At 66.7% G+C, this 21,562-nt stretch carries 22 protein-coding genes; 10 read left to right on the forward strand and 12 right to left on the reverse strand.

The features are described 5' to 3' along the window. Positions 1-132: 132 nt before the first annotated feature. From AWB79_RS05610 to AWB79_RS05635, 6 genes are all read right to left on the reverse strand, one after another. Entirely contained in the window at positions 133-1,335 is a 1,203-nt protein-coding gene (locus AWB79_RS05610) for a YbfB/YjiJ family MFS transporter (protein ID WP_061166367.1), read from the reverse strand. Positions 1,336-1,444: 109 nt separating this feature from the next. Beyond that, the gene (locus tag AWB79_RS05615) at positions 1,445-2,368 is read right to left on the reverse strand and encodes a LysR family transcriptional regulator (protein WP_061166368.1); all 924 of its coding nucleotides are present in this window, start codon (positions 2,366-2,368) and stop codon (positions 1,445-1,447) included. A gap of 43 nt (positions 2,369-2,411) precedes the next feature. Next, positions 2,412-2,831, reverse strand: a complete 420-nt coding sequence (locus AWB79_RS05620) for an organic hydroperoxide resistance protein (protein ID WP_061166369.1) — start codon at positions 2,829-2,831, stop codon at positions 2,412-2,414. A 50-nt stretch (positions 2,832-2,881) separates the two neighbouring features. Then, positions 2,882-3,154 (reverse strand): hypothetical protein, encoded by a 273-nt coding sequence (locus tag AWB79_RS05625; protein ID WP_061166370.1) that lies wholly within the window; start codon positions 3,152-3,154, stop codon positions 2,882-2,884. A gap of 58 nt (positions 3,155-3,212) precedes the next feature. Then, positions 3,213-3,431 carry a DUF4148 domain-containing protein gene (locus AWB79_RS05630; protein WP_061166371.1) on the reverse strand — a complete coding sequence of 73 codons (219 nt, stop codon included), beginning with the start codon at positions 3,429-3,431 and terminating at the stop codon, positions 3,213-3,215. Positions 3,432-3,623: 192 nt separating this feature from the next. Beyond that, positions 3,624-4,151 (reverse strand): thioredoxin family protein, encoded by a 528-nt coding sequence (locus AWB79_RS05635; RefSeq protein WP_061166372.1) that lies wholly within the window; start codon positions 4,149-4,151, stop codon positions 3,624-3,626. A gap of 239 nt (positions 4,152-4,390) precedes the next feature. Between AWB79_RS05635 and AWB79_RS40000 the strand changes: the two genes are divergently transcribed. The 4 genes from AWB79_RS40000 (at position 4,391) to AWB79_RS05650 (ending at position 8,880) form a co-directional block, all read left to right on the forward strand. After that, a complete protein-coding gene (locus AWB79_RS40000; RefSeq protein ID WP_198398971.1) occupies positions 4,391-4,534 on the forward strand; it encodes a hypothetical protein in 144 nt (47 codons plus the stop codon). Further along, positions 4,521-5,264, forward strand: coding sequence for a response regulator (locus AWB79_RS05640; RefSeq protein ID WP_061166373.1), 744 nt, complete (start codon positions 4,521-4,523; stop codon positions 5,262-5,264). The genes AWB79_RS40000 and AWB79_RS05640 overlap by 14 nt, the downstream gene beginning before the upstream one ends. After that, positions 5,261-6,589 carry an ATP-binding protein gene (locus tag AWB79_RS05645; RefSeq protein ID WP_061166374.1) on the forward strand — a complete coding sequence of 443 codons (1,329 nt, stop codon included), beginning with the start codon at positions 5,261-5,263 and terminating at the stop codon, positions 6,587-6,589. The genes AWB79_RS05640 and AWB79_RS05645 overlap by 4 nt, the downstream gene beginning before the upstream one ends. Before the next feature lie 290 nt (positions 6,590-6,879). Then, complete coding sequence (locus AWB79_RS05650; RefSeq protein ID WP_061166375.1) at positions 6,880-8,880, forward strand: glycoside hydrolase family 28 protein; 2,001 nt, start codon at positions 6,880-6,882, stop codon at positions 8,878-8,880. An 11-nt stretch (positions 8,881-8,891) separates the two neighbouring features. Here the strand turns inward: AWB79_RS05650 and AWB79_RS05655 are convergent, their stop codons facing one another. From AWB79_RS05655 to AWB79_RS05680, 6 genes are all read right to left on the reverse strand, one after another. After that, a complete protein-coding gene (locus tag AWB79_RS05655; protein ID WP_061166376.1) occupies positions 8,892-9,659 on the reverse strand; it encodes a glycosyltransferase family 2 protein in 768 nt (255 codons plus the stop codon). Between the two features lie 76 nt (positions 9,660-9,735). Next, entirely contained in the window at positions 9,736-10,545 is an 810-nt protein-coding gene (locus AWB79_RS05660; RefSeq protein ID WP_061166377.1) for a lysophospholipid acyltransferase family protein, read from the reverse strand. Then, entirely contained in the window at positions 10,538-11,398 is an 861-nt protein-coding gene (locus AWB79_RS05665; RefSeq protein WP_061166378.1) for a MipA/OmpV family protein, read from the reverse strand. Before AWB79_RS05665 ends, AWB79_RS05660 begins: the two co-directional genes overlap by 8 nt. Beyond that, entirely contained in the window at positions 11,398-12,726 is a 1,329-nt protein-coding gene (locus AWB79_RS05670; protein WP_061166379.1) for an NAD(P)/FAD-dependent oxidoreductase, read from the reverse strand. Before AWB79_RS05670 ends, AWB79_RS05665 begins: the two co-directional genes overlap by 1 nt. 27 nt (positions 12,727-12,753) lie before the next feature. After that, positions 12,754-13,470, reverse strand: coding sequence for a 3-oxoacyl-ACP reductase FabG (gene fabG, locus AWB79_RS05675; protein ID WP_061166380.1), 717 nt, complete (start codon positions 13,468-13,470; stop codon positions 12,754-12,756). A 176-nt stretch (positions 13,471-13,646) separates the two neighbouring features. Continuing rightward, positions 13,647-13,907, reverse strand: a complete 261-nt coding sequence (locus AWB79_RS05680; RefSeq protein WP_061166381.1) for a phosphopantetheine-binding protein — start codon at positions 13,905-13,907, stop codon at positions 13,647-13,649. Between the two features lie 464 nt (positions 13,908-14,371). Here AWB79_RS05680 and AWB79_RS05685 point away from each other — a divergent pair, with 464 nt between their 5' ends. Genes AWB79_RS05685 through AWB79_RS05710 form a run of 6 tightly spaced genes read left to right on the forward strand, consistent with a single transcriptional unit; the run spans position 14,372 to position 21,542 of the window. After that, entirely contained in the window at positions 14,372-15,025 is a 654-nt protein-coding gene (locus AWB79_RS05685) for a COG4648 family protein (RefSeq protein ID WP_061166382.1), read from the forward strand. A gap of 20 nt (positions 15,026-15,045) precedes the next feature. Then, on the forward strand, positions 15,046-16,701 hold the full coding sequence (locus AWB79_RS05690) for an AMP-binding protein (RefSeq protein WP_061166383.1): 1,656 nt from the start codon (positions 15,046-15,048) through the stop codon (positions 16,699-16,701). 32 nt (positions 16,702-16,733) lie between these two features. After that, a complete protein-coding gene (locus AWB79_RS05695) occupies positions 16,734-17,708 on the forward strand; it encodes a lysophospholipid acyltransferase family protein (RefSeq protein ID WP_232470827.1) in 975 nt (324 codons plus the stop codon). A gap of 4 nt (positions 17,709-17,712) precedes the next feature. Then, positions 17,713-18,306 carry an outer membrane lipoprotein carrier protein LolA gene (locus AWB79_RS05700; RefSeq protein ID WP_061166505.1) on the forward strand — a complete coding sequence of 198 codons (594 nt, stop codon included), beginning with the start codon at positions 17,713-17,715 and terminating at the stop codon, positions 18,304-18,306. A gap of 6 nt (positions 18,307-18,312) precedes the next feature. Continuing rightward, complete coding sequence (locus tag AWB79_RS05705) at positions 18,313-20,700, forward strand: MMPL family transporter (protein ID WP_061166384.1); 2,388 nt, start codon at positions 18,313-18,315, stop codon at positions 20,698-20,700. Continuing rightward, positions 20,697-21,542 carry a polysaccharide deacetylase family protein gene (locus tag AWB79_RS05710; RefSeq protein ID WP_061166385.1) on the forward strand — a complete coding sequence of 282 codons (846 nt, stop codon included), beginning with the start codon at positions 20,697-20,699 and terminating at the stop codon, positions 21,540-21,542. Before AWB79_RS05705 ends, AWB79_RS05710 begins: the two co-directional genes overlap by 4 nt. The last annotated feature ends 20 nt before the right edge of the window (positions 21,543-21,562 follow it).

The following is a 21,562-nucleotide window of genomic DNA, read 5'->3' on the forward strand; positions in this document are numbered from 1 at the left end:
GAAGCATGTGGCGACATGGGCGGCGAACGGGCGAAGGAGTCCGCTACCGTAAGTTGCAAGGCTTAAGCGAAACTTAAACGGCGCAACGGGATTGCGCCGCCCGTCTCACGCGATGCGTTCTGCATCGCGCGTTCATTTCGACCTCAGCGCGGCGAAGAGATCGACGGCGAGCGCAACCGCCAGCGCGCCCGCGCCGATCGCGAACAGCATTTCATAGTTGCCGCCGCTCTCAGAAAACAGGAACGACAGTCCATACGCCGCGAGCGCCTGCAAGACGGCGAAGCCGGTGGTCGCGGTCCTCCACGCGCCCTTCTGCGCCGCCGGATGATGCGCGAGCAGTTCGTTCACGCGGCCCAGCACGAGCGGCACGATGCCCGGGGTGAACGCTCCGACCAGCACGCTCGACACCGACAGCCACGCCACATTCGACGACACCGCCGGCAACGCGACCGCGATCAGTTGCAGCAAAAAGGCGACGCGCAGCGCCGCACCGAAGCCCGCGCGATCCGCGAGATGCCCGGTGAGCAGCGGCCCCGCGATCGCGCCGAGCCCATACAACACCCAGTACTGGGCGCCCGCATCGACGCCTTTGCCAAGACCGCGCGCGACGAAATCGACGAGAAAGATCATGTGCGGCACGAGACCGACCGCGTTGAGCGCATATTCGACGAACAGCGCGCGCAACGCGGGCGGCGGCGGCGCTTTCGCGTGCCTGTGTTGCTCGGCGGATGCAGCGGCCGGCGCGTCCTGCGACGGCCATCCGTTCCACGCGACGATGCTCAGCACCAGCGACACCGCCGCGAGCCCGAGCCAGGTTTGCGTGAGCCCTTGCCGGAGCAGCAGCGGCACGATCGTCCCCGACGCCGCGATGCCCAGCCCGATGCCCGTGAAAATCGCGCCGCTCGCGAATCCGCGACGCGACGGCGCGACGTGCGCGATGATCGTCGGCGCGGCGAGGACCATCAGCGCGCCGCCGGAAATGCCCGACAGGAAGCGCCACGCGAAGAACCACAGAAACGAAACCGGAAACGCACATGCAACGAACGCGACGGTGGCCATCAGCATCATCGCGCGCAGGATGGTTGCGGCGCGCGCGCGTTTTGCCATCGGCCCGGCGGAGAGCGCGCCCACCAGATAACCGCCGAGATTGGCCGCGCCGAGATAAGCCGCCGTCGACGCCGGAAACCAGTGCGCGCCGATGATCGCCGGCAACAGCGGCGTGTAGGCAAAGCGCGCGAGCCCGATACCGATGAGACTCGCGCTCGCGCCGGCCAGCACGCCGCGCCACACCTGGAACGTCCCGCGTTCCGTTTGATTGAAGACTGCGTCTCGCATACTGCCTCCACGACTGCATCGGGCGCGGTCTACGCGCCCTTCGATGGAGGCCAGTCTATATTCCATCGCCTGTCGAGAGAATCCATGCGCGGAGGAAGATAATCTTCCGCTACGCGGTCGAATCGAGCTGAAGCTGCGTGAACTGGCGGCGCAGCCGCGGCGCCGCGAAATCCACGAACGCACGCACTTTCGGCACCGAGAGACGGCCGTGCGGCGTCAGCAGATGCACCGGCAGCGGCGCATGCTCGCTGTCCGCCAGCACGATCTGCAAACGCTTCTGCTTCACTTCGCTGGCGACGTGATAGGAAAAGAGCCGCGTGAGCCCGTGACCCTCGACGGCGGAGGCGACCGCCGCCCGCACCGTGTTGACGATTACGCGCGGCGTGAACTGCACGACCTGTGGAATTGTCGAACCGCTCGACGTCGGGAAGCTCCACGAATCGAGGCCGAAGTGTGTCATCGAGATGATCTGGTGCTGCGCGAGATCGGCGGGCTTTCTGATGCGCGGATGCTTCGCGAGATAGCGCGGCGACGCGGCCACCACGCGCCGTACTTCGCCGACGGGAATCGCGACCAGCGTCGAATCCGACAGATGCGCGATGCGCAGCGCGATATCGATGCCTTCGTCGACCAGGCTCACGGGCCGGTCGAGCAATTGCAGGCGCACGGAAACGGCCGGAAAGCGCGCGATGAAGTCTTCGAGCATCGGTCGCAGCAGGTCTTCGCCGGCGGCGACGGGCGCGGTGATCGTCAAGAGCCCGCGCGGCGCGGCGCGTTCGTGCGCGATCAGCAGATCGGCTTCCTCCAGATCGGTCAGAATGCGGCGGCAGGCGGCCGCATAACGCTCGCCCGCATCGGACAGCCTGATGGTGCGCGTCGTGCGATGCAAAAGCGCCGTGCCGGTGTGTTCTTCGAGAAAGGCGATCGCGCGGCTCACGGCGGCGGGCGAGCGGCCGAGCCGCCTTCCCGCGCCCGCGAGACTGCCCTCGTCCAGCGTGGCGATGAACACCTTCATCGCGTCGATTCGGTCCATGTCGGTGGCGCTTCGGTCGGAAGCGCCAAGTCTACCGCCTGCTTCAGACCACCGTGATGGTCACGTCGATGTTGCTCTTGAGCGCCTTCGAGTACGGGCAGGTCTGATGCGCCATCTGCGCGATCTCCTGCGCCAGCGCCTGCTCTATGCCCGGCAGGCTCACGTTCAGGCGCGCGCGCAGCAGATATGCGTCGCCGTTCATGCCGAGGTCCACTTCCGCATCGACGGCGGTGTCGGCCGGCAGGCGGGTCTTCAGCCTTGCGGCCGCCTTGCTCATCGCGCCGATGAAACACGCGGACCAGCCGGCGGCGAGCATCTGCTCGGGATTGGTGCCCGCGCCCGCCGATCCGGGCGGCGAGAGCTTGATGTCGAGACGGCCGTCGGTGCTTTTCGCATGGCCCTCGCGGCCTCCGGTGACGCGGGTTTTGCCGGTGTACAGGACGGTGTCGATCTGGTTGCTCATGATGTGATCCTTGTGTGGGTTCGGAAATCGGGTTGCTTCGATCCGTGATATCAGTGATGCGCGAAGAGCCGCACAGTGTCGTTGGCCGATCCGCCGCGCGCGCCGGATTGCGCGACCGTGTCGCCCATGCCGCCGTACGCTTGCGTTTGCACGCCGCCGCTTTCGCTGGCCAGGGTCTGCGCGCTCACGCCACGCTGCGAGGCGGGCGCGCCCGCCAGCGGATCGTAGTGCGGCGCGGGGCCGTAGCCGCTGCTCGCGAAGGCGGAGCCGGCGGCGGCGGCGCTCACGGCGATGACAGCGGCGGTGACGAATTGCTTGATCATGATCGGGTCTCTCTGTTCAGTGATATCGATGGAGGTTCGAAACTCGCTGGCACGCGAATCAGCCGCCCTGATACAAGCTGCGCAGCGCGGCGATCTGGCCATCGCGTTGTGCCTGCACGAGTTCCTGCTTCACTTCGGCGCGGGTCTTGCCGGCATAGGCGTGAGTCGCGACGGCCTGTTGCGCCGGCACGTTCACCGGCTGGTTCGTGACTGCGGCGTGAGCGACTCCGGTCATGGCGCCTGCGACGAGTGCGAAGGCAACGATCGTGGATTTCATGGTGTTTCTCCTTGATGATTGAATGAATCGAAGTACTCGGGCTTGCCCGGTGGCGCTTTTCGCGTTTCACTCGTCAGCCGTCGGTGTGTGTATTTGAAGCCCGGCGTTTATCCGGCATGTGTCGGAAAACCGGGTGCTGTGCAATGTTTTGTATCGCGTGCAATCCAGATACATTGCGATACGAAAGCCCGATCAACGCTCGGCCAGCAGCTTCTCGATCGCCGCCTCGGTTTGCGCGTAATCGCCCTCGCCGACGTGCGTGTACGCCACGCGCCCGTGCTTGTCGATCAGATAGAACGCCGGCCAGTACTGGTTGCCGTAGGCGGCCCAGGTCGCGTAGCCGTTATCCAGCGCAACCGGATAAGTAATGCCGAAGCGCTCGATGGCGCGCCGCACGTTGCCGGCATCGCGCTCGAACGGAAATTCGGGCGTATGCACGCCGACCACTACGAGCCCTTTGTCCCTGTACTTCGCGTGCCACGACCTCACGGCCGGCAGCGTGCTGACGCAATTGCCGCACGCGAAGGTCCAGAAGTCGACCAGCACGACCTTGCCGCGCAACTGCGCGAGCGTGAGCGGCTCGCTGTTGAGCCATGTGTCGATGCCGGCGAATTCAGGGGCAACGACAGGGGCGGCAGGCGTGACGGCGTGCGCGGGCGCGATCGCCGCGCACGCGGCGAGACCCGCGCAGGCGGCGGCGTTTCTGATTGCGGAGAACATGGGAAAGTCCTTTGGATGCGATCGAAAATGGGGCAATGCAATGCACACGAATCGCCCCGCCAGGCCGAAGCTGAAATCGGCATGACCGCATTGGAATGCGCGCGCGTATCCCGCTTGTGTCGCGGGAAGGCGGCTTCGGCAATGTTATGTATCGCGCGACATGCGGGATACACTGCGATACAAACGCACGGGCAGGACGCGCTATAACGCAGTCATCGCGTTATCAGCGGAGCCCGAAAATGAAACGCATGCTGGCGATGCTCGCCTTTCTCGTGGGCGGAATCGCAACGGAAATGGCCCATCCGGTTCAGTGTCTGCTGCTCACCCCGAGCCGGGTGCAACTCAAGCGTCAACGACAACGTTCCATCGATGGAAACCACTGACCACGTACTGATCGTCGACGACGATCGCGGCATTCGCGAACTGCTCGCCACCTACCTCGAAAAGAACGGCATGCGCGTGTCGCTGGCGGCGAACGGCCGGCAGATGCGCGCCGTGCTGGAGCAATCCGGCGCGCCGGATCTGATCGTGCTCGATCTGATGCTGCCCGGCGAAGACGGCCTCGTGCTGTGCCGCGAGCTGCGCGCCGGCAAGTTCCGCGACGTGCCGGTGCTGATGCTCACCGCGCGCAACGAGGAAGCCGACCGCATTCTCGGACTCGAAATGGGCGCCGACGATTACCTGCCGAAACCCTTCGCCGTACGCGAGCTGCTCGCGCGCATCAGGTCGGTGTTGCGCCGCACGCGCATGCTGCCGCCGGGGATGGAAGTGACGGAATCGTCGCAGATGCTGGGTTTCGGCGACTGGCGGCTCGACACGACCGCGCGCCATCTGCTCGATGCGGAAGGCACGATGGTGTCGCTCTCGGGCGCGGAATATCGTCTGCTGCGCGTGTTCCTCGATCATCCGCAACGCGTGCTCACGCGCGATCAGTTGCTCAATCTGACGCAGGGCCGACAGGCCGACGCGTTCGACCGCTCCATCGATCTGCTCGTCTCGCGCCTGCGTCAGCGCCTGCGCGACACGGCGCGCGAGCCGCGCTACATCAAGACGCTGCGCAGCGAAGGCTATGTATTCTCGTCCGACGTCAAGCCGGTCGAGTCGCCGCAATGAGCACGCTGTCGACGCCTTCTGTACTGCACTGGCCGCGCACGCTGTTCGCTCGGCTCGCGCTGATACTCGTCGTCGGGCTGGCGCTGGCTCAGACCTTCTCGTTCCTTCTGACGATGAGAGAGCGCGACGACTCGATGACCCACGTCATGATGGGCTACGTCGAGCGCGAGGTCGCGAGCTCGGTCGCGCTGCTCGATCATCTGCCGGCGAACGAGCGCGCCGCGTGGCTGCCGCGTCTCGCGCGGCGCAGCTATGAATTCATTCTCGGGCCGGGCGAGAGCGGCGCGCCGCCGGACGCCCGGCTGTCGGAGCGCTTCGCGCGTTCGATCGACGAAGGCATCGGCAAGCAGTATCCGCTGACCGTCAACATGGTGCCCGGCGACAAGGAACGCTTTCAGGTCCATCTGAAGCTGTCGGATGGCTCGCCGCTCACCATCGACATGCGGCCGATGGTCGGCGCGCCCATGTCCGGCTGGCTGCCCTTGGTGCTCGCGCTGCAACTGCTGGTGCTCGGCGCGTGCTGCTGGCTCGCGGTGCGGCTCGCCACGCGCCCGCTCAAGCAACTCGCGAAGGCCGCCGACGCGCTCGGCCCCGATCTCAAGGCGCAGCGGCTGCCCGAATCCGGCCCGGACGAAGTGGCGCGCGCGGCGAAGGCGTTCAACGCAATGCAGGACCGCGTCTCGATGTACATGACCCAGCGCATGCAGATTCTCGCGGCCATCACGCACGACTTGCAGACGCCGATCACGCGCATGCGTCTGCGCGTCGACGTGATGGACGACGACGCCACCGGCGCGAAGCTGCAGCAGGACCTGAAGGAGATGGAATCGCTCGTGAAGGAAGGCGTGACTTACGCGCGCACGCTGCACGGCACTAACGAGCCGGCGCGCCGCATCGATCCGGACGCGCTGTTCGAAAGCATCGTCGACGATTACCTCGATGCGGGGCAGGACGTGAGTCTGCGCGGCAGCATCGGCGGCGCGCTGATGGCGCCTCCGCAGGCGCTCAAGCGCGTGCTGGGCAATCTCGTCGACAACGCGATCAAGTACGCCGGCGCGGCGGAGATCGAAGTCGCCACACGCGACGATGGCCGCGCGGTGATCTCCGTGCTCGATCGCGGGCCCGGCATCCCGGCGGAATCGCTCGACGCCGTGTTCGAGCCGTTCGTGCGACTGGAAAGCTCGCGCAACCGGCAGACCGGCGGGACCGGGCTCGGCCTTGCCATCGCGCGCCAGCTCACGCTCGCGATGGACGCGACCCTCACGCTGCATCAACGCGACGGCGGCGGGCTCGAAGCACGGCTCGTGCTCAGACAGGCGTCGTGAAGAAGGGAAACCGTTTTCCCTAAAAAGGCGGAAATAAATACGACGTCCTATCTTGAAAGACTGCTGGCAATCCCTTTTTGACCTACACGTAAGCCCCGCTTGACGGCGATCCGGCAACTCGGATAACGTTTTCCAAACTATCGACGCAGCGAAGTCTCAGTGGACTTTCAGCTTCTTGGTTGTACGACATCGTTTAAGACGATGAAAACGCAGAGTCCGCCCACCCCTTCGCAAAGTCGCGCCCGTCAAGACTTCATACGACAACCGGCCAGGCCGGATAAGGAGACATCATGAGGGAACCGAAGCGCTCATTGGCTGTGCGATCCCCCGCGCGCCGCTCGTTCGTGAAGTTCGCGGGCATCTCCGCGAGCGCCCCGCTGCTCGGCGCGATGACCACGCTCGGCACGCTTGCCGGCTGCGGCGGCCACGACGACAACAACGGCTCGACCCCGCCCGTCGCACAGGACCCGATCTGGGGCCCGTCCGGCTCGGCGACGCAGATCGTGAACGCGCTGCAGAGCGTATCGACGTCGATGTTCCCGAGCCGCCAGTTCCTCGTCACCGACTACGGTGCGAAGCCCTGCGCGGTCGTCGCCTCGCCGAATCCGTACACGGACGCGACCAAATCGCCGCTCTCCACCGGCGCTGACCAGACGAACGCGCCCGGCTCCTTCGACTCGCGCCCGGCCTTTCTCGCGGCGATCACGGCGTGCAACGCGGCGGGCGGCGGCCATGTCGTCGTGCCGGCGGGAACGTGGTATTGCGCCGGCCCCATCGTGCTGCTCTCCAACGTGGACTTCCATCTGAGCGCGAACTGCACGATCTACTTCAGCCCGAATCCCGCCGACTACGCGAAGGACGGCCCGATCGACTGCGGCCCGAACGGCAAGCTGTACTACAGCCGCTGGCAGGCGAACGATTGCCTCAACTACGGCCCGCCGGTCTATGCGCGCAACCAGAAGAACATCGCGGTCACGGGCGAAGGCGACTCCTCCGTGCTCAACGGCCAGGCGATGACGGCCTTCGCCGGCAGCGGCAACACCGCCACTTGCTGGTGGACATGGAAAGGCAACAACGGCGTCTACGGCTGCGTGAGTTCATCGACGCCGTCGCAGGCATCGAGCAATTCGAACAACGTCGACCTGAAAAGCGCCGTGCCCGGCATCTCCGCCGACCTCTACGCGAAACTCACCGATCCCGCCACGCCCTGGCAGCAGGATCAGAACTATCTGCCGGCGCTGTCCGAAGCGGGCGTCGCGATCGAGAAGCGCATCTTCGGCATCGGCCATTACCTGCGGCCCTGCATGGTGGAATTCATCGGCTGCACGAACGTGCTGATGGAAAGCTATCGCACGAACAACACACCGTTCTGGCAGCATCATCCGACCGATTGCCAGAACGTCGTGATGCGCGGCGTGACGGTGGACAGCATCGGCCCGAACAACGACGGCTTCGATCCCGACGCGTGCGACACGGTCCTGTGCGAGAACGTCACGTTCAACACGGGCGACGACTGCATCGCGATCAAGTCGGGCAAGGACCTCGACACGCAATACGGCCCGGCGCAAAACCACGTCATCCAGAACTGCGTGATGAACAGCGGCCACGGCGGCATCACGCTCGGCAGCGAAATGGGCGGCGGCGTGCAGAAAATCTACGCGCGCAACCTGCAGATGCTCAACAAGTTCTGGGCGACGAATTCGCTGAACATCGCGATCCGCATCAAGACGAACATGAATCGCGGCGGCTTCGTGAAGGACTTCTACGTCGATAACGTCACGCTGCCGAACGGCGTGAGCCTGACGCCTTCCGGCTACGGCAGCAGCATGCTCGCGGGCAGCCCGATCAACTCGACGGTGCCGCTCGGCGTGGTCACGGCGACGGCCGCGAATCCGTCGGCGTCGCAGGGCGGCATCATCACGTTCGATTGCGACTACCAGCCGTCGAAGGACGCGATCCGCACGCGGCCCGCGCTCGTGCAGAACGTGAATATCTCGAACGTGAAGGCGAGCAACGTGACGTTGAAGGGCGTGACCGGATCGTGCTTTCAGGCGATCGTCGCGCAAGGCCCGGTCGCGTTCGACTACAACGGCCCGGCGCCCACGCCGGCGATTCCCGCGATCACCGGCGTCATGATCACGGATTGCGATTTCGGCACGCCGTCCGCCGCCGGTCCCGCCACCGCGACGACGCCCGGTCCGATCTACGCGTACAACGTGCACGACATCGTGTTGAAGAACACGATGATCGCCGGGGTGACGATGAACTCGACGGTCAGCGATCCGCGTTAATCAACGACCGGTCATCGGCCTGCCAGGCGTCTCGCAATGAGCAGCGGCAAACGCACCACGAAGCCCAGGAGAAGCCGTGTGTGCATCCACGTCAGCAGCACGTTGTCGCGGCCATAGTGGAAATGCGAGACGCCGCCCTCTTCCGGCGTGAAGTAGCGCACGGGGGCGTCGAGATTGATCGGGCGCACGCCGCGCCAGCATAGCCGCACGACCGCCTCGGGATCGAAGTCGAAGCGGCGCATGAAGGTCTGCGAGCGCATGACGGCGGCGAGCGGCGCGATCGGATAGACGCGAAAGCCGTACAGCGAATCGCCGATGCCCATCCACAGCGTTTCGAGATTCGCCCAGCCGTTGGAAATGCGCCGTCCCTGCACGCGCAGTTGCGGCGCGCTCGCGTCGAACTTCGGGCGGCCGAGGATCATCGCGGCGGGCGTTTTCATCGACGCTTGCATGAATTCGCCGATGAGCGCGGCGGGATGCTGGCCGTCCGAATCCATCGTCAGCGCGTGGCTGAAACCCTGCCTCGCGGCTTCATCGATGCCCGCGAGAATCGCCGCGCCCTTGCCGCGATTCTCCGGCAGCACGATCACGCGCAGGCCGGAATCGGCTTCGGCCATTCGACATAGACGTTCGGCGCTGCCGTCCGTGCTGCCGTCGACCACGACCCACACCGGATTCCACTGCTCGCGCGCGCTGCGCACGGTTTCATCGACTTTCTCGCCGGGGTTGTAGCTCGGAATCAGGACGAGATGCGTGGACGAAGCGCGTGTCGAAGGCATTGGGGAAAACGGAAGCGGAAGAATGAGATGCGACGAATTTTAACGTCTGCCGACGCCGCCGCTTTCCGTCACGCTTTCAGTCGCGCGGACGAGGCGAGTCGAGCTCGCCCGCATAGAAGCGCTGCAATTCGGCGATGAACGCCTGCAGCGCGGCGTGATCGCGCGCCGGCGGCGCGAAGCGTCGGCCAAGCGTCACGCGATAGGTGATCGGCAGCGCGGGCTTTCTGAAAATCTGCCAGCCCTTGCCGAGAAAGCCTGAATCCGTCTCGATGATGAGCGTCTGCACCGGCGCCTGCGCGCGCGCCGCGATCAGCGCGATACCGCCCTTCAGCGGATTCACCGACAGATTTTCGGTGCGCGTGCCTTCGGGAAACAGCAGGAGCGGCGAACCGCGCTGCAGCTCGGCGACGGCCGCGCGGATCAGCCCGACCGGCGTGTCGTTGACGATATAACCCGCGAGCAGCGCGCCCGGCCCGAGAAACACGTTGCCGGCGACATCGCCTTTCATCACGCAGCAGGTGTCGGGCACGCGCGAGGCGATCAGCAGCGCATCGAGCAGACACGGATGATTCGGCGCGAGGATCATCGCCGGCTGGCCCGCGAGCGCGTCGAGCCCGGAAAGGTCGAAGCGGCACGCGCCGAGCGTGCGCAGCAGCACGAAGTAGCCATGCCACACGCGCTGCACGGCGGTGCGCCCGACGCGCCGTCCCGCATCGACGCTCAACATCCGCCGCAGCAGCCACGCGAACGGAAACCACGCGAGACATACGAGCGCGAGCACGACGAGGGCGAAGTAGAACGCCACGCACTGCCACGCGGCTTCGAGCGCGCCGCCAAGCGTCGCCTTCTCGCCCGCGTCGTCGAGCTTGCGATGCGCGTCACTCATCGCTCGCCACCATTTTCGACGACTGCCCGAACACCCACGCCACCGCGACGCCGCCCGAAAGCGCGCTCTTCGTGCGCACGAGCGGGCTGTCGGCGAAGCTCGCGCCGGCCAGATTGGCGTAACGCACGAACGCGCCGACCCAGTACCGGCTGAAGCGGCGCGACATCGACACGAGCGCCTGCGTGCCCGCGTAGCCGCCGTTCGCCTCGTACGCCGGACGACCGGGCGCCGCGTATTGCGGCGCGACGGTGTAGTAGTGCTCGGCGTAGCGGCCGTTGGCGAACATCGGCCCGGCCAGCATGCCCACGCGCAGGCCCGGCACGCCCGCGACATCGACCAGATCGAGATTCACGTTCGGCTCGAACTGCCAGCCGACCGTCTTCGGCGAGGACTCCAGCGTGATGCCCATGCGCACCGGCAGGCGCAGATCGAGCAGCATGTCGCGCGCAGGCGTGCGCCACAGATGCACTTCCACCGAAGGCCCGATCTCGATGGTCGGCTTCAGATCCGGCATGCCCGCGCGCGCGTTGTCGTCGCGGCTGGACACGGGGAGCGAACCGAGCAGGCTGATATTGAAGTTGACGCGATCGGTGTCGAGCAACTGGCCGCGCACGCCGTCGCGGTCGGCGCGCAGGAATTTGCCGCGATAGATTACGTACGGAAACGGAAAAACCCACGCGCGCGTCTGGTCCGAGCCCGGATAGTGCGGAAACGCCGCCACGCCCGCGCCGATGCCGATTTCCCACAGCGGCTTGGCGGGCGGCGGGGCTTCGTCGGCGGCGCGCGCCGTCCCGCTCGCGATGAGCAGCATCGGGAGCAGGAGGAGCGTCGGACGGAAGGACGGCATCGTCATCAATTGGCAGGCAACTCCGCGCGCTCGGCTTCGCTCAGGTTGCGCCGCCGCTGACGGTACGCGCGCAGCGAATTGCGCCAGTCGAGCGCCGCCGAGACGTAGTAGATGCCCTTGAATGCGCGCAGCGAACGCCAGATCGGCGTCGTGCCGAAGATATCGCCCGCGAGCAGCGACAACAGCGCTTCCTTCATGCGCAGCGGATTGCGCGGGCCCATGAAGAGATCGCGCATGGTAGGCGAGGTCATGCGGTAGATGAACCACGAGAACTCGCGCGGGCCGTGACGCACATCGCGATCGAACTTCGCGAGCGCGGCCCGAGCATTCGACGGATTCGACAGCGCGCGATCGATGGCGCCGGCGCCCGCGAAGGCGCTTTGCATCGCGAGCATCACGCCGGAGGAAAACACCGGATCGATGAACGCGAAGGCGTCGCCCAGCAGCAGGAAGTTGCCGCCGTGCGTCATGTCGCCGGTGTACGAGTAGTTGCCGGTCGCGTGGACTTCGCTGATCAGTTCGGCGTCCTTCAGGCGCGCGGCGAGCGGCGCGCACAGCGCGATGGTTTCGCGGAAGAAAGCTTCCACCGGGGTGCCCTTGGGACGCCGCTTCAGATACGCGGGCCACACGACCGCGCCGACGCTCGTCGCGCCGTCCGCGAGCGGAATGAACCAGAACCAGCCGTGCTCGAACCAGAACACGGTGATGTTGCCTTCGTTCTGACCTTCGTTGCGCTGCGCATTCTTGAAATGCCCGTAAAGCGCCGATGAGTTATGCCGCTCGTTGCGCCGCTTGGTCTTGAAGTGATTGGCGAGCAGCGTGTCGCGCCCGGAAGCATCGACGACGAAGCGGGCGCGCACTTCCTCGACGCGGCCATCGTCGTGCACGGCTGCGATCGTCGCGCTGGAATGGTCGGGCGCGAACGCGACATCGCGCGCGCGGCAGCCTTCGCTCACCTGCGCGCCGTGTTTCGCGGCGTTGCGCAGCAGGATTTCGTCGAGTTCGGAGCGGCGCACCTGATACGCGCTCGGCATCGACTTGTCCCATGCGTCGGCGAACATGAAGCGCTGCAGGCGGTTGTCGTGTTGAGGCGAGACGAATTCTGCGGCGAGCTTGACCATGCCGATCGCGCGCACCTCGTCGGCGACGCCGAGCTGCTCGAAGAGCCGCAAGTTCGCCGGCAACAGCGATTCGCCGATATGAAAGCGCGGATGCCGCGCCTTCTCCAGCACGCGCACGCGATATCCACGGTCCGCGAGCAGCGTGGCCGCGGTCGATCCGGCGGGACCGCCGCCGATCACGACGACATCCAAGGTTTGCGCCGCTTCAGTCATCCAGGCTCCTTAGGCTTGCTTGCTGGTTCAGGCGATTCCGCCGTTGATCGACAGGACCTGTCCGGTAACGTAGGCCGCCGCATCCGACACCAGATACGCGACCATGCCCGCCACTTCCTCCGCCGTGCCCGCGCGCTGCGCCGGCACCAGTTGTTTGATGCGCTCGGGCGGAAAGGCAACCCCAAGCATCGGCGAATCGATCACGCCGGGCGCCACGGCGTTCACCGTGATGCCGCGCGGCGCGAGCTCCTGCGCGAGCGCGCGCGTCGCGCCGATCAATCCGGCCTTCGCGGCGGCGTAATTCACCTGCCCGCGATTGCCCATCAGTCCCGACAGCGACGACATGTTGACGATACGCCCCCGGCGCGTGCGGATCATCGGCATCAGAAGCGGCTGGGTGACGTTGAAAAAGCCGTCGAGCGTCACGTCGAGCACGCGCTTCCATTGCTGGCGGCTCATGCCGGCCATCGGCGCGTCGTCGTGGACGCCCGCGTTGTTCACCAGAATCTGCACCGGGCCGTCCGCCAGAATGCGCGCAAGCGCCGCTTCGGTGGCGTCGGGGTCGGTCACATCGAAGGCGATGGCGTGCGCCGTGCCGCCCGCCGCGCGAATGGCTTGCACACAGCTTTCAGCGCGTTCGATGCCGCCGTTCGCGTGCACCCAGACTTCGTGTCCCGCTGCCGCCAGCGTGCGGCTCACGGCCTGTCCGATCGCGCCGCTGCCGCCTGTCACGAGCGCGCGCATGAGGCTGCTTCCGTCATCGATTGCACTCCGCTTGATGGTTTTGTCCCGCGCTGCGGGGCCGCGCCGCGAGCGCACGAGCGTGCGCGTCGTCCAGTCTCGATGCGGCGGATTTCACTTGCGTGACAGCGGCGTTGCATGAGGCCGCGCCCGCCTGGTCGCGTGCATGAGCGCTCGTCTCAGCGCGTGCGATGGGCGGCGACGTGCGCCGCGAGCGCGCCCAGGCTCGCGAAGATCTTCTGATTGTCCGGATTGTCGGAGCGCAGCTCGAAGCCGTATTTCTTCGAGATCAGGAGCGCGATCTCCAGGATGTCGATGGAATCGAGCCCGAAGCCTTCTTCATACAAACGCGTGTCGGCCGACACAGCCTCGGGATCGACGTCTTCCAGGTTCAGTTCCGCGACGATCAGTTCCGCGAGCTCTCTTTCCAGTTCGTTCATCGTGTCTACAGACCAGCGCGAAAACGCGCGGCAAGGGCCGCTCGCGAGCGTGCGCCCCGCGTCTCCGCACGCTGCCGGCTGCCTGTTATCGAGATAATTTCAGTGGCGAAATTCTAGACGAACCCCTTTGGGACGCCTAGTAGGAAAGGTAACCGGCCGTGCAATCCGCCTCACGGGGATATTTTCGAGAAAAATCAGCAAGTTCGCCGCGCGGCGGGGCGGCGGCGGCCGTGGGGTAAAATCCGCCCGTCTGACGAATGTAAGAGCGTGGAACAATCGGTTACAGACCGGGCGGGCGTGCGCGCGAGAAAATATTCGTCAGGCAGGCGACTGCCGATTTTTTGTTCAACAACCGAGCGTTCCTCAAAACGCCGCAGCCGCATTCTCATGTCGCGTAAATTTTTCCTTCGACGAGTCGTTTCGAGCCGGACCGGGCGCGCATCGCGGAGCACGGGAGGTTTCGAATGAACGCCGCCCGCGTCCTGCGCGCGGCGGGCGTCGTGGCCGCAATCGTCGCCTATCAGCTTGCCGCGCATCACGCCGCGTCCACGCCGGGCGCGCAAGGGCTCGGCCTCGCGCTCGTGCTCGGGCCGCTGTTGCTGATCGGGCTGAACGCCGCCGCGCGCTCGAACGCGCGCGCGTGGCTGCTGCCCCTCTGGGCGCTCGTCTGCGCCGCGCTGTGGTTCGCGCGCGCACCGCTCACCGCGCATTTCGGCTGGGGCTTGTGGCTGGAGCATGCGAGCTTCAATCTCGCCCTCGCATGGATGTTCGGGCGCACGCTCGGACACGGCCGCGAACCGCTCTGCACGCAGTTCGCGACGATGGTCCACGGCAGGATCGAGCCGCGCGTCGTGCGTTATACGCGGCACGTCACGCTGGCGTGGACGCTGTTTTTCGTCGCCACCGCGCTGGCATCGACCGTGCTGTTCGCTTGTGCATCGATCGTCGCGTGGTCCACGTTCGCCAATTACCTCGCGTTGCCGCTCGTCGGACTGATGTTCGTCGCCGAGTACGCCTGCCGCCGCGTCGCGCTGCCGGACATGGAGCCGTCGAGCATCATGGACGCCGTACGCGCGTATATCCGTTCCACGCAAATGCGCCGCAGCGGCGCGCAGTGACCTCGCCGGACCAACCACACATGCAGACGTTTCCGCTGGTGTTCCACTCGTCGCCGGATCAGATCATCGCCTGGCGCGACGGCGCGGCCGTCACCGTGCGCGAGTTTCTCGCCGATGTCCGGCGTCTCGCCGCGTCGCTGCCGCCGGGCGGGCACGTGTTCAACGTGTGCGCGGATCGCTACCGCTTCACGGTGAGCCTGTGCGCGACGCTCGTCGCGGGCAAGACGAGCCTCCTGCCGTCCACGCACACGCCGGAAATGGTGCGCGCGCTCTCCTCCTTCGCGCCCGATGCGCTCTGCCTGCACGACAGCGACGACTGCGCGATCGACCTGCCGCGCTTCCGCTATCCGGAGACCGCCGCGGCGGATGTCCCCGCTGACGCCGATGTCCCGCAGATCGACGGCGCGCGCGTCGTGGCCTACGTGTTCACGTCGGGCTCGACGGGCGTGCCGGTGCCGCATCGCAAGACCTGGGGCTTTCTGGTGAAGAACGTGCGCGCGGCGGCCGACCGGCTGGGTCTGCTGACGGAAGAACGCGCGACGCTCGTCGGCACCGTGCCGCCGCAACACATGTACGGCTTCGAATCGACGGTGCTCCTGGCGCTGCTCGGCGGCCTCGCGTTCAGCAATCGCCAGCCGTTCTATCCGGTCGATATCCGCGCGGAACTGGCCGCCGTCCCCGAGCCTCGCGTGCTGGTGAGTTCGCCGATCCATCTGCGCGCGCTGTTCGCGAACGATGAAGCGCTGCCGCGCGCGTCGCTGGTTTTGTCGGCGACCGCGCCGCTCTCGGAAAAACTCGCGCTCGACGCGGAAGCACGCCTCGAAGCGCCGCTGATGGAAATCTACGGCAGCACCGAAACCGGCCAGATCGCGACGCGCCGCACCGCGCGCACCGCCGCGTGGGAACTGTTTCCCGACATCACGCTGACGCCGCGCGCCGACGATTCCGGCGAACAGACGATGTGGGCGTCCGGCGGACACGTCGAAATGCCGGTGCCGATGGGCGACGCGCTCGAACTCATCGACGGCGCGCATTTCCTGCTGCATGGACGCAAGGCGGACCTCATCAACATCGCGGGCAAGCGCACCTCGCTCGCGTATCTTAATCATCAGCTGAACGCGGTGCCGGGCATCGTTGATGGCGTGTTCTACATGCCCGACGAAACCCACGCCGACAGCGAGCCGGTGCGCCGCCTGATGGCGCTCGTCGTCGCGCCCGAACTCACGGCGGCGGATGTGCAGCGCGCGTTGCGCGAGCGCATCGATGCGGCGTTCATGCCGCGCCCGCTCCTGTTCGTCGATTCGCTGCCGCGCAACGCCACCGGCAAGCTGCCGCGCGAAGTGCTCACGCAACTGATCGAGCAGGAGCGCAAACGCGCGACGCCTTTGACATTCACCGTTTCGCCCGATCATCCCGCGCTCGCCGGCCATTTCCCCGGCCGCCCGATCGTGCCGGGCGTCGTGCTGCTCGATCACGCGCTCGATGCGATCGGCGGCGCGCTCGGGCGCAGCTTCGACGCCTGCCGGATCGAATCCGCCAAGTTCCTTAGCCCGGCCGTTCCGGGCGAAGCGCTCGACATCGCCTGGGAAACGGCTGCGAGCGGCGCGATCCGCTTCACGATTCGCGCGGGTGAACGCGCCGTGGCGAGCGGAACGCTCGCGGCGCCGCCGGCATAATCGATCGATCACCCCACGGACAAGCACGCATCGTGAACGAGCCGCGCAACCGCGACGACTGGGCCGACCGGCAGGAACGCAGCAATCTCGCGTTGCTGCGCTTCATGACGTGGATTTCGCTGCGCTTCGGGCGGCGCGCCGGACGCGTGCTGCTGCGCATCATCACCGCGTATTTCGTCGCGTTCTCGCCGCGCGCGCGGCGGGCGTCGCGCGGCTATCTGAATCGCGCGCTCGGGCGGCATGCCGGCTGGCGCGACGGTTACCGGCACGTGTTCTCGTTCGCGTCGACGATCCACGACCGCATCTATCTGCTCAACGAGCGCTTCGATCTGTTCGATATCCGCACGCACGGCGTCGAGGACGTGGAAGCCGCGCTCGCCGACGGACACGGCGCGTTCCTGATGGGCGCGCATCTCGGCAGCTTCGAGGTGGTGCGCGCGATCGGCCGGGCGCAACCGCATATCCGCATCGCGATCACGATGTATGAAGAGAATGCGCGCAAGATCAACGCGATTCTCGCCGCCGTGAATCCGGCCGCGCATCACGACGTGATCGGCCTCGGCAAGGTCGATGCGATGCTCAAGGTGCGCGAGCGGCTCGACTCCGGCAGCCTCGTCGGCATACTCGCGGATCGCACGCTGCGGCAGGCGGGCGACGCGCTCAAGGAACGCGACTTTCTCGGCACGCCGGCCGCGTTTCCGCTCGGGCCGCTGCACATGGCGGCGGTGCTGCGCCGTCCGGTCGTCTTCATGACGGGGCTGTATCTGGGCGGCAACCGCTACGACATCCACTTCGAAACGCTCGCCGATTTCTCGAAGATCGAGCGCGGCGAACGCGCCGCCGCCGTCGACGCCGCGCTCACGCGTTATGTCGCGCTGCTGGAAAAATACTGCCGCGCGGCGCCGTACAACTGGTTCAACTATTTCGACTTCTGGCAGGCGAATGCCGCGCAGGACGCGGCGCGCGCAACCGGCGCCCCGCTACGCGAAGCAACAAAGGATTTCTGAATTCATGCGAGTTTTTTCCGCCGCGCTGGCTGCCGCCGTTCTCTGCGCCGCTTCCACCTTCGCCACGGCGGCGGATGCGCCCTCGTCGAACTGGACGCTCGACCGCCTGATGAACACGCTCGGCGCGAAGAAATCCGGCCGCGCGCACTTCACCGAGACGCGCTATCTGAAGATCGCGCAGGAGCCGCTCGAATCGTCGGGTGAACTCGTGTTCGTCGCGCCGGATCATCTGGAAAAGCACACGGTCAGTCCGAAGCCGGAGAACCTCGTCGTCGATGGCGACATGCTCACCGTCGATCGCAATGGCCGCAAGGTGACCATTCCGCTGCGCAATTATCCGGAGCTGGGCGCGTTCATCGAAAGCATTCGCGCGACGCTGGCGGGCAACCGCTTCGCGCTGGAGCAGGCGTACAAGGTGTCGGTCACCGGCCAGGGCGACGACTGGACCATGACGCTCGTGCCCATCGATTCGCGCATGAAGCAGAAAGTCAGCTCGATCACGCTCGCGGGCTCGGGCGCCGCGCTCGCACGGGTCGAGATCAGACAGGCCGATGGCGACCGCTCGCTGATGCGCCTGCAAGACACGTCGGCGCACTGAAGCGGCATGCGCGCGTTATCGCGTTCCTTGCGCTCCTTGCGTCAGCCTGCGGTCCTCGTCTGGCTGTGCCTGCTTGTCGTGTGCGCGACGATCATCGCGCGTACGAGCTTTTCCGCCGATCTGTCCGCTTTCCTGCCGCGCTCCCCGAGCGAGCAGCAGCGCGTGCTCGTCGAACAGTTGCGCGACGGGCTGGTCTCGCGTCTGATCCTCGCCGGCATCGAGGGCGGCGATGCGCGCGGGCGCGCCGAGGTTTCGCGCAAGCTCGCGGCGAAGCTGCGCGACGACAGGCGCTTTTCCGCCATCAACAACGGCGAGCCGGTCGGACAGCAGCGGGATGAGCGCTTCGTGTTCGAGCATCGGTATCAGCTGAGTCCGGCGGTCACGCCGGGGCATTTCAGCGAAGCGGGCCTGAAAGACGCACTCGCCGATAGTCTCGACCTGCTCGCCTCGTCCGCCGGGATGATGGCGAAGGATCTGCTGCCGCACGATCCGACCGGCGAAGTCACCGCGCTCGTCAGTCAACTCGACAGCGGCGCGCAACCCGCGATGCAGGACGGCGTGTGGGTCTCGCGCGACGGCAATCGTTCCGTGCTGCTCGCGCAGACCGCGAGCGCCGGTTCCGACACCGACGCGCAAGCCAGCGCAATCGCCGCGATCCGCGAGGCGTTCGCTCAGGTGGCTCAAGCCGCGCCGTACCGGCTCGTGATGACCGGACCGGGCGTGTTCGCCGTCGAAACCCGCGACACGATCATGCGCGACGTGCGCTGGCTGTCGGCGGCGAGCATCGTGCTGATCGTCGCGTTGCTGCTCGCGGTGTATCGCTCGGTGCCGACGTTGCTGCTCGGGCTGATGCCGGTGCTCTCCGGCGTGGCGGCGGGCGTCGCGGCCGTGAGCCTCGCGTTCGGCACGGTGCACGGACTCACGCTCGGCTTCGGCACGACGCTGATCGGCGAGGCCGTCGATTATTCGATTTATCTGTTCGTGCAGTCGGCCGGCGTGCGCTTCGACGGACGGCGCGAATCGCTCAAGGAATGGGTCGCCGGCTTCTGGCCGACGATCCGCCTCGGCGTGCTGACCTCCATCTGCGGCTTCGCGTCGATGCTCTTCTCCGGCTTTCCGGGCCTCGTGCAGCTCGGCCTGTATTCGATCGTCGGCTTGTCGACGGCGGGCATCGTCACGCGCTTCGTGCTGCCGCATCTGTTGCCGCAAGGCTTCGCGATCCGCGATGTCTCGCGCCTCGGCAATCTGCTTGCGCGCGTCGCGGCGCGTGCGGCGCGCATGCGGGTGGCGCTCGCGGTGCTGCTGCTCGCGGCGCTCGCCGTTTTGCTGATGCAGCGGCACGGCTTGTGGAGCCAGGAATTGTCGTCGCTGAGTCCGGTGCCGCAGGCGAGCCAGGATCTCGATGAACGCCTGCGCGCGGATGTCGGCGCGCCGGACGTGCGCTATCTCGTCGTGGTGCAGGCGGCGACGGAACAGACGGCGCTCGAACGCGCGGAAGCGGTGGCGCGGCAGTTGCAGCCTCTGGTCGATGCGCGCGTGATCGCCGGTTACGAAAGCCCGGCGCGTTATCTGCCGAGCGATGCGGCGCAGCGGGCGCGCATCGCGAGCCTGCCCGCCGCCGCCGATCTGCGAGCGCGTCTCGCCGTCGCGCTGCGCGATCAGACGATCCGGGTGAAGCCCGAGGTGTTCGAGCCTTTCATCGCCGACGTCGAGGCCGCGCGCAAGCAACCTCTGCTGCGTCGCGCGGATTTGCAGGGCACGTCGATGGCGCTCGCCGTCGATTCGCTGCTCACCGACCGCGACGGCCGCTGGACCGCGATGCTGCCCTTGCGCGCGGCGGCGGGATCGGACGTGCAGGCGCAGAAGATCCGCGCGGCGGTGGCGGCGTCGCATGTGCCGGACGCGCTGTTCGTCGACATGAAGTCCGAGGCCGACAAGCTCTATCAGAACTATGTGCACGAGGACATTCGCCTGTCGCTCGGCGGCTTCGCCGCGATCGTCGTGTTGCTCGTGCTCGCGCTGCGCTCGCCGGTGCGCGCGGCGCGCACGCTCGCGCCGCTGGTCGCGGCGGTGATCGTCGTGATCGCGGGCCTCGCGCTCGCGAGCAAGTCGCTCACCATCCTGCATCTGATCGGCATGCTGCTGATCGTCGCGGTGGGGTCGAACTATGCGCTGTTCTTCAACTATCGCAAGCACGCGGCGGACAACGCCGTGTCGCCGCAGACGCTGGTGTCGCTCGTGATCGCGAATCTCGCGACCGTGCTCGGCTTCGGCCTGCTCGCGCTGTCCAATGTGCCGATGCTCAAAACGTTCGGCCTGACGGTCGGCCCCGGCGCGATTCTCGCGCTGCTGTTCTCGGCGATTCTCGCGCCGCGTTCCGGAGTCGAGCGATGAATTCCGCGATGCGCGCCGTCGTGCCCGCGCCCGGCGACCCGCGCCGCTGGCGTCCGACGCCACTGATCGGCGGCGCGGCGGCGGTGCATGCGGGCGCGCTGGTGGCGCTGGCCGCCTCGCCCGCGACGTGGCCGTGGGCGGCGGGCGGCGTGATCGCGTCGCATCTCGCGCTGACAGCGGCCGGACTCTGGCCACGCAGCGCCCTGCTCGGCCACAACTGGACGACGCTGCCCGAGAGCGCGGGCGCATGCATCGCGATCACCATCGACGATGGCCCCGATCCCGAAGTCACGCCGCGCGTGCTCGATCTTCTCGACGCGCATCGCGCCCGCGCGACGTTCTTCTGCATCGGCGAGCGGGCGCGCGCGCATCCGCGCATCGTCGAGGAAATCGTCGCGCGCGGGCATGCGGTCGAGAATCACAGCCAGCGGCATCGGCATGATTTTTCGTTGACGGGACCGCGTGGATTGCGGCGGGAAATCGAGGCCGCGCAGACCACGCTCGGCGAAATCGCGGGCGCGCGGCCGCTGTTTTTTCGTGCGCCGGCAGGGTTGCGCAATCCGTTTCTCGAACCGGTGTTGTGCGCACTCGGCCTGCATCTGGCGAGCTGGACGCGGCGCGGCTTCGACACCCGAACGGGCGATGCGGCGCTGGTCGCGCGCCGGCTGCTGAATGGCTTCGCCGCCCGCGACATTCTTCTGCTCCACGATGGCCACGCCGCGCAGGACGCGCATGGCGAGCCGGTCGTGCTGGCGGCGCTCGGTGCGGTTCTGCGCGCCGCCGCCGAACGCGGATTCGAAACCGTGACGCTGCGCGAGGCGATCGCGCCGAAGCTGGGATAGACTGCCCGGGCCTTCCGCCT

Source organism: Caballeronia hypogeia, assembly GCF_001544875.2.
Taxonomy (GTDB): domain Bacteria; phylum Pseudomonadota; class Gammaproteobacteria; order Burkholderiales; family Burkholderiaceae; genus Caballeronia; species Caballeronia hypogeia.

Excerpts from the sequence above, each read along its gene's own strand:
- AWB79_RS05610 (WP_061166367.1), bottom strand. The coding sequence starts at position 1,335 with ATGCGAGACGCAGTCTTCAATCAAACGGAACGCGGGACGTTCCAGGTG.
- AWB79_RS05615 (WP_061166368.1), bottom strand. The coding sequence starts at position 2,368 with ATGGACCGAATCGACGCGATGAAGGTGTTCATCGCCACGCTGGACGAG.
- AWB79_RS05620 (WP_061166369.1), bottom strand. The coding sequence starts at position 2,831 with ATGAGCAACCAGATCGACACCGTCCTGTACACCGGCAAAACCCGCGTC.
- AWB79_RS05625 (WP_061166370.1), bottom strand. The coding sequence starts at position 3,154 with ATGATCAAGCAATTCGTCACCGCCGCTGTCATCGCCGTGAGCGCCGCC.
- AWB79_RS05630 (WP_061166371.1), bottom strand. The coding sequence starts at position 3,431 with ATGAAATCCACGATCGTTGCCTTCGCACTCGTCGCAGGCGCCATGACC.
- AWB79_RS05635 (WP_061166372.1), bottom strand. The coding sequence starts at position 4,151 with ATGTTCTCCGCAATCAGAAACGCCGCCGCCTGCGCGGGTCTCGCCGCG.
- AWB79_RS40000 (WP_198398971.1), top strand. The coding sequence starts at position 4,391 with ATGAAACGCATGCTGGCGATGCTCGCCTTTCTCGTGGGCGGAATCGCA.
- AWB79_RS05640 (WP_061166373.1), top strand. The coding sequence starts at position 4,521 with ATGGAAACCACTGACCACGTACTGATCGTCGACGACGATCGCGGCATT.
- AWB79_RS05645 (WP_061166374.1), top strand. The coding sequence starts at position 5,261 with ATGAGCACGCTGTCGACGCCTTCTGTACTGCACTGGCCGCGCACGCTG.
- AWB79_RS05650 (WP_061166375.1), top strand. The coding sequence starts at position 6,880 with ATGAGGGAACCGAAGCGCTCATTGGCTGTGCGATCCCCCGCGCGCCGC.
- AWB79_RS05655 (WP_061166376.1), bottom strand. The coding sequence starts at position 9,659 with ATGCCTTCGACACGCGCTTCGTCCACGCATCTCGTCCTGATTCCGAGC.
- AWB79_RS05660 (WP_061166377.1), bottom strand. The coding sequence starts at position 10,545 with ATGAGTGACGCGCATCGCAAGCTCGACGACGCGGGCGAGAAGGCGACG.
- AWB79_RS05665 (WP_061166378.1), bottom strand. The coding sequence starts at position 11,398 with ATGACGATGCCGTCCTTCCGTCCGACGCTCCTCCTGCTCCCGATGCTG.
- AWB79_RS05670 (WP_061166379.1), bottom strand. The coding sequence starts at position 12,726 with ATGACTGAAGCGGCGCAAACCTTGGATGTCGTCGTGATCGGCGGCGGT.
- fabG (WP_061166380.1), bottom strand. The coding sequence starts at position 13,470 with ATGCGCGCGCTCGTGACAGGCGGCAGCGGCGCGATCGGACAGGCCGTG.
- AWB79_RS05680 (WP_061166381.1), bottom strand. The coding sequence starts at position 13,907 with ATGAACGAACTGGAAAGAGAGCTCGCGGAACTGATCGTCGCGGAACTG.
- AWB79_RS05685 (WP_061166382.1), top strand. The coding sequence starts at position 14,372 with ATGAACGCCGCCCGCGTCCTGCGCGCGGCGGGCGTCGTGGCCGCAATC.
- AWB79_RS05690 (WP_061166383.1), top strand. The coding sequence starts at position 15,046 with ATGCAGACGTTTCCGCTGGTGTTCCACTCGTCGCCGGATCAGATCATC.
- AWB79_RS05700 (WP_061166505.1), top strand. The coding sequence starts at position 17,713 with ATGCGAGTTTTTTCCGCCGCGCTGGCTGCCGCCGTTCTCTGCGCCGCT.
- AWB79_RS05705 (WP_061166384.1), top strand. The coding sequence starts at position 18,313 with ATGCGCGCGTTATCGCGTTCCTTGCGCTCCTTGCGTCAGCCTGCGGTC.
- AWB79_RS05710 (WP_061166385.1), top strand. The coding sequence starts at position 20,697 with ATGAATTCCGCGATGCGCGCCGTCGTGCCCGCGCCCGGCGACCCGCGC.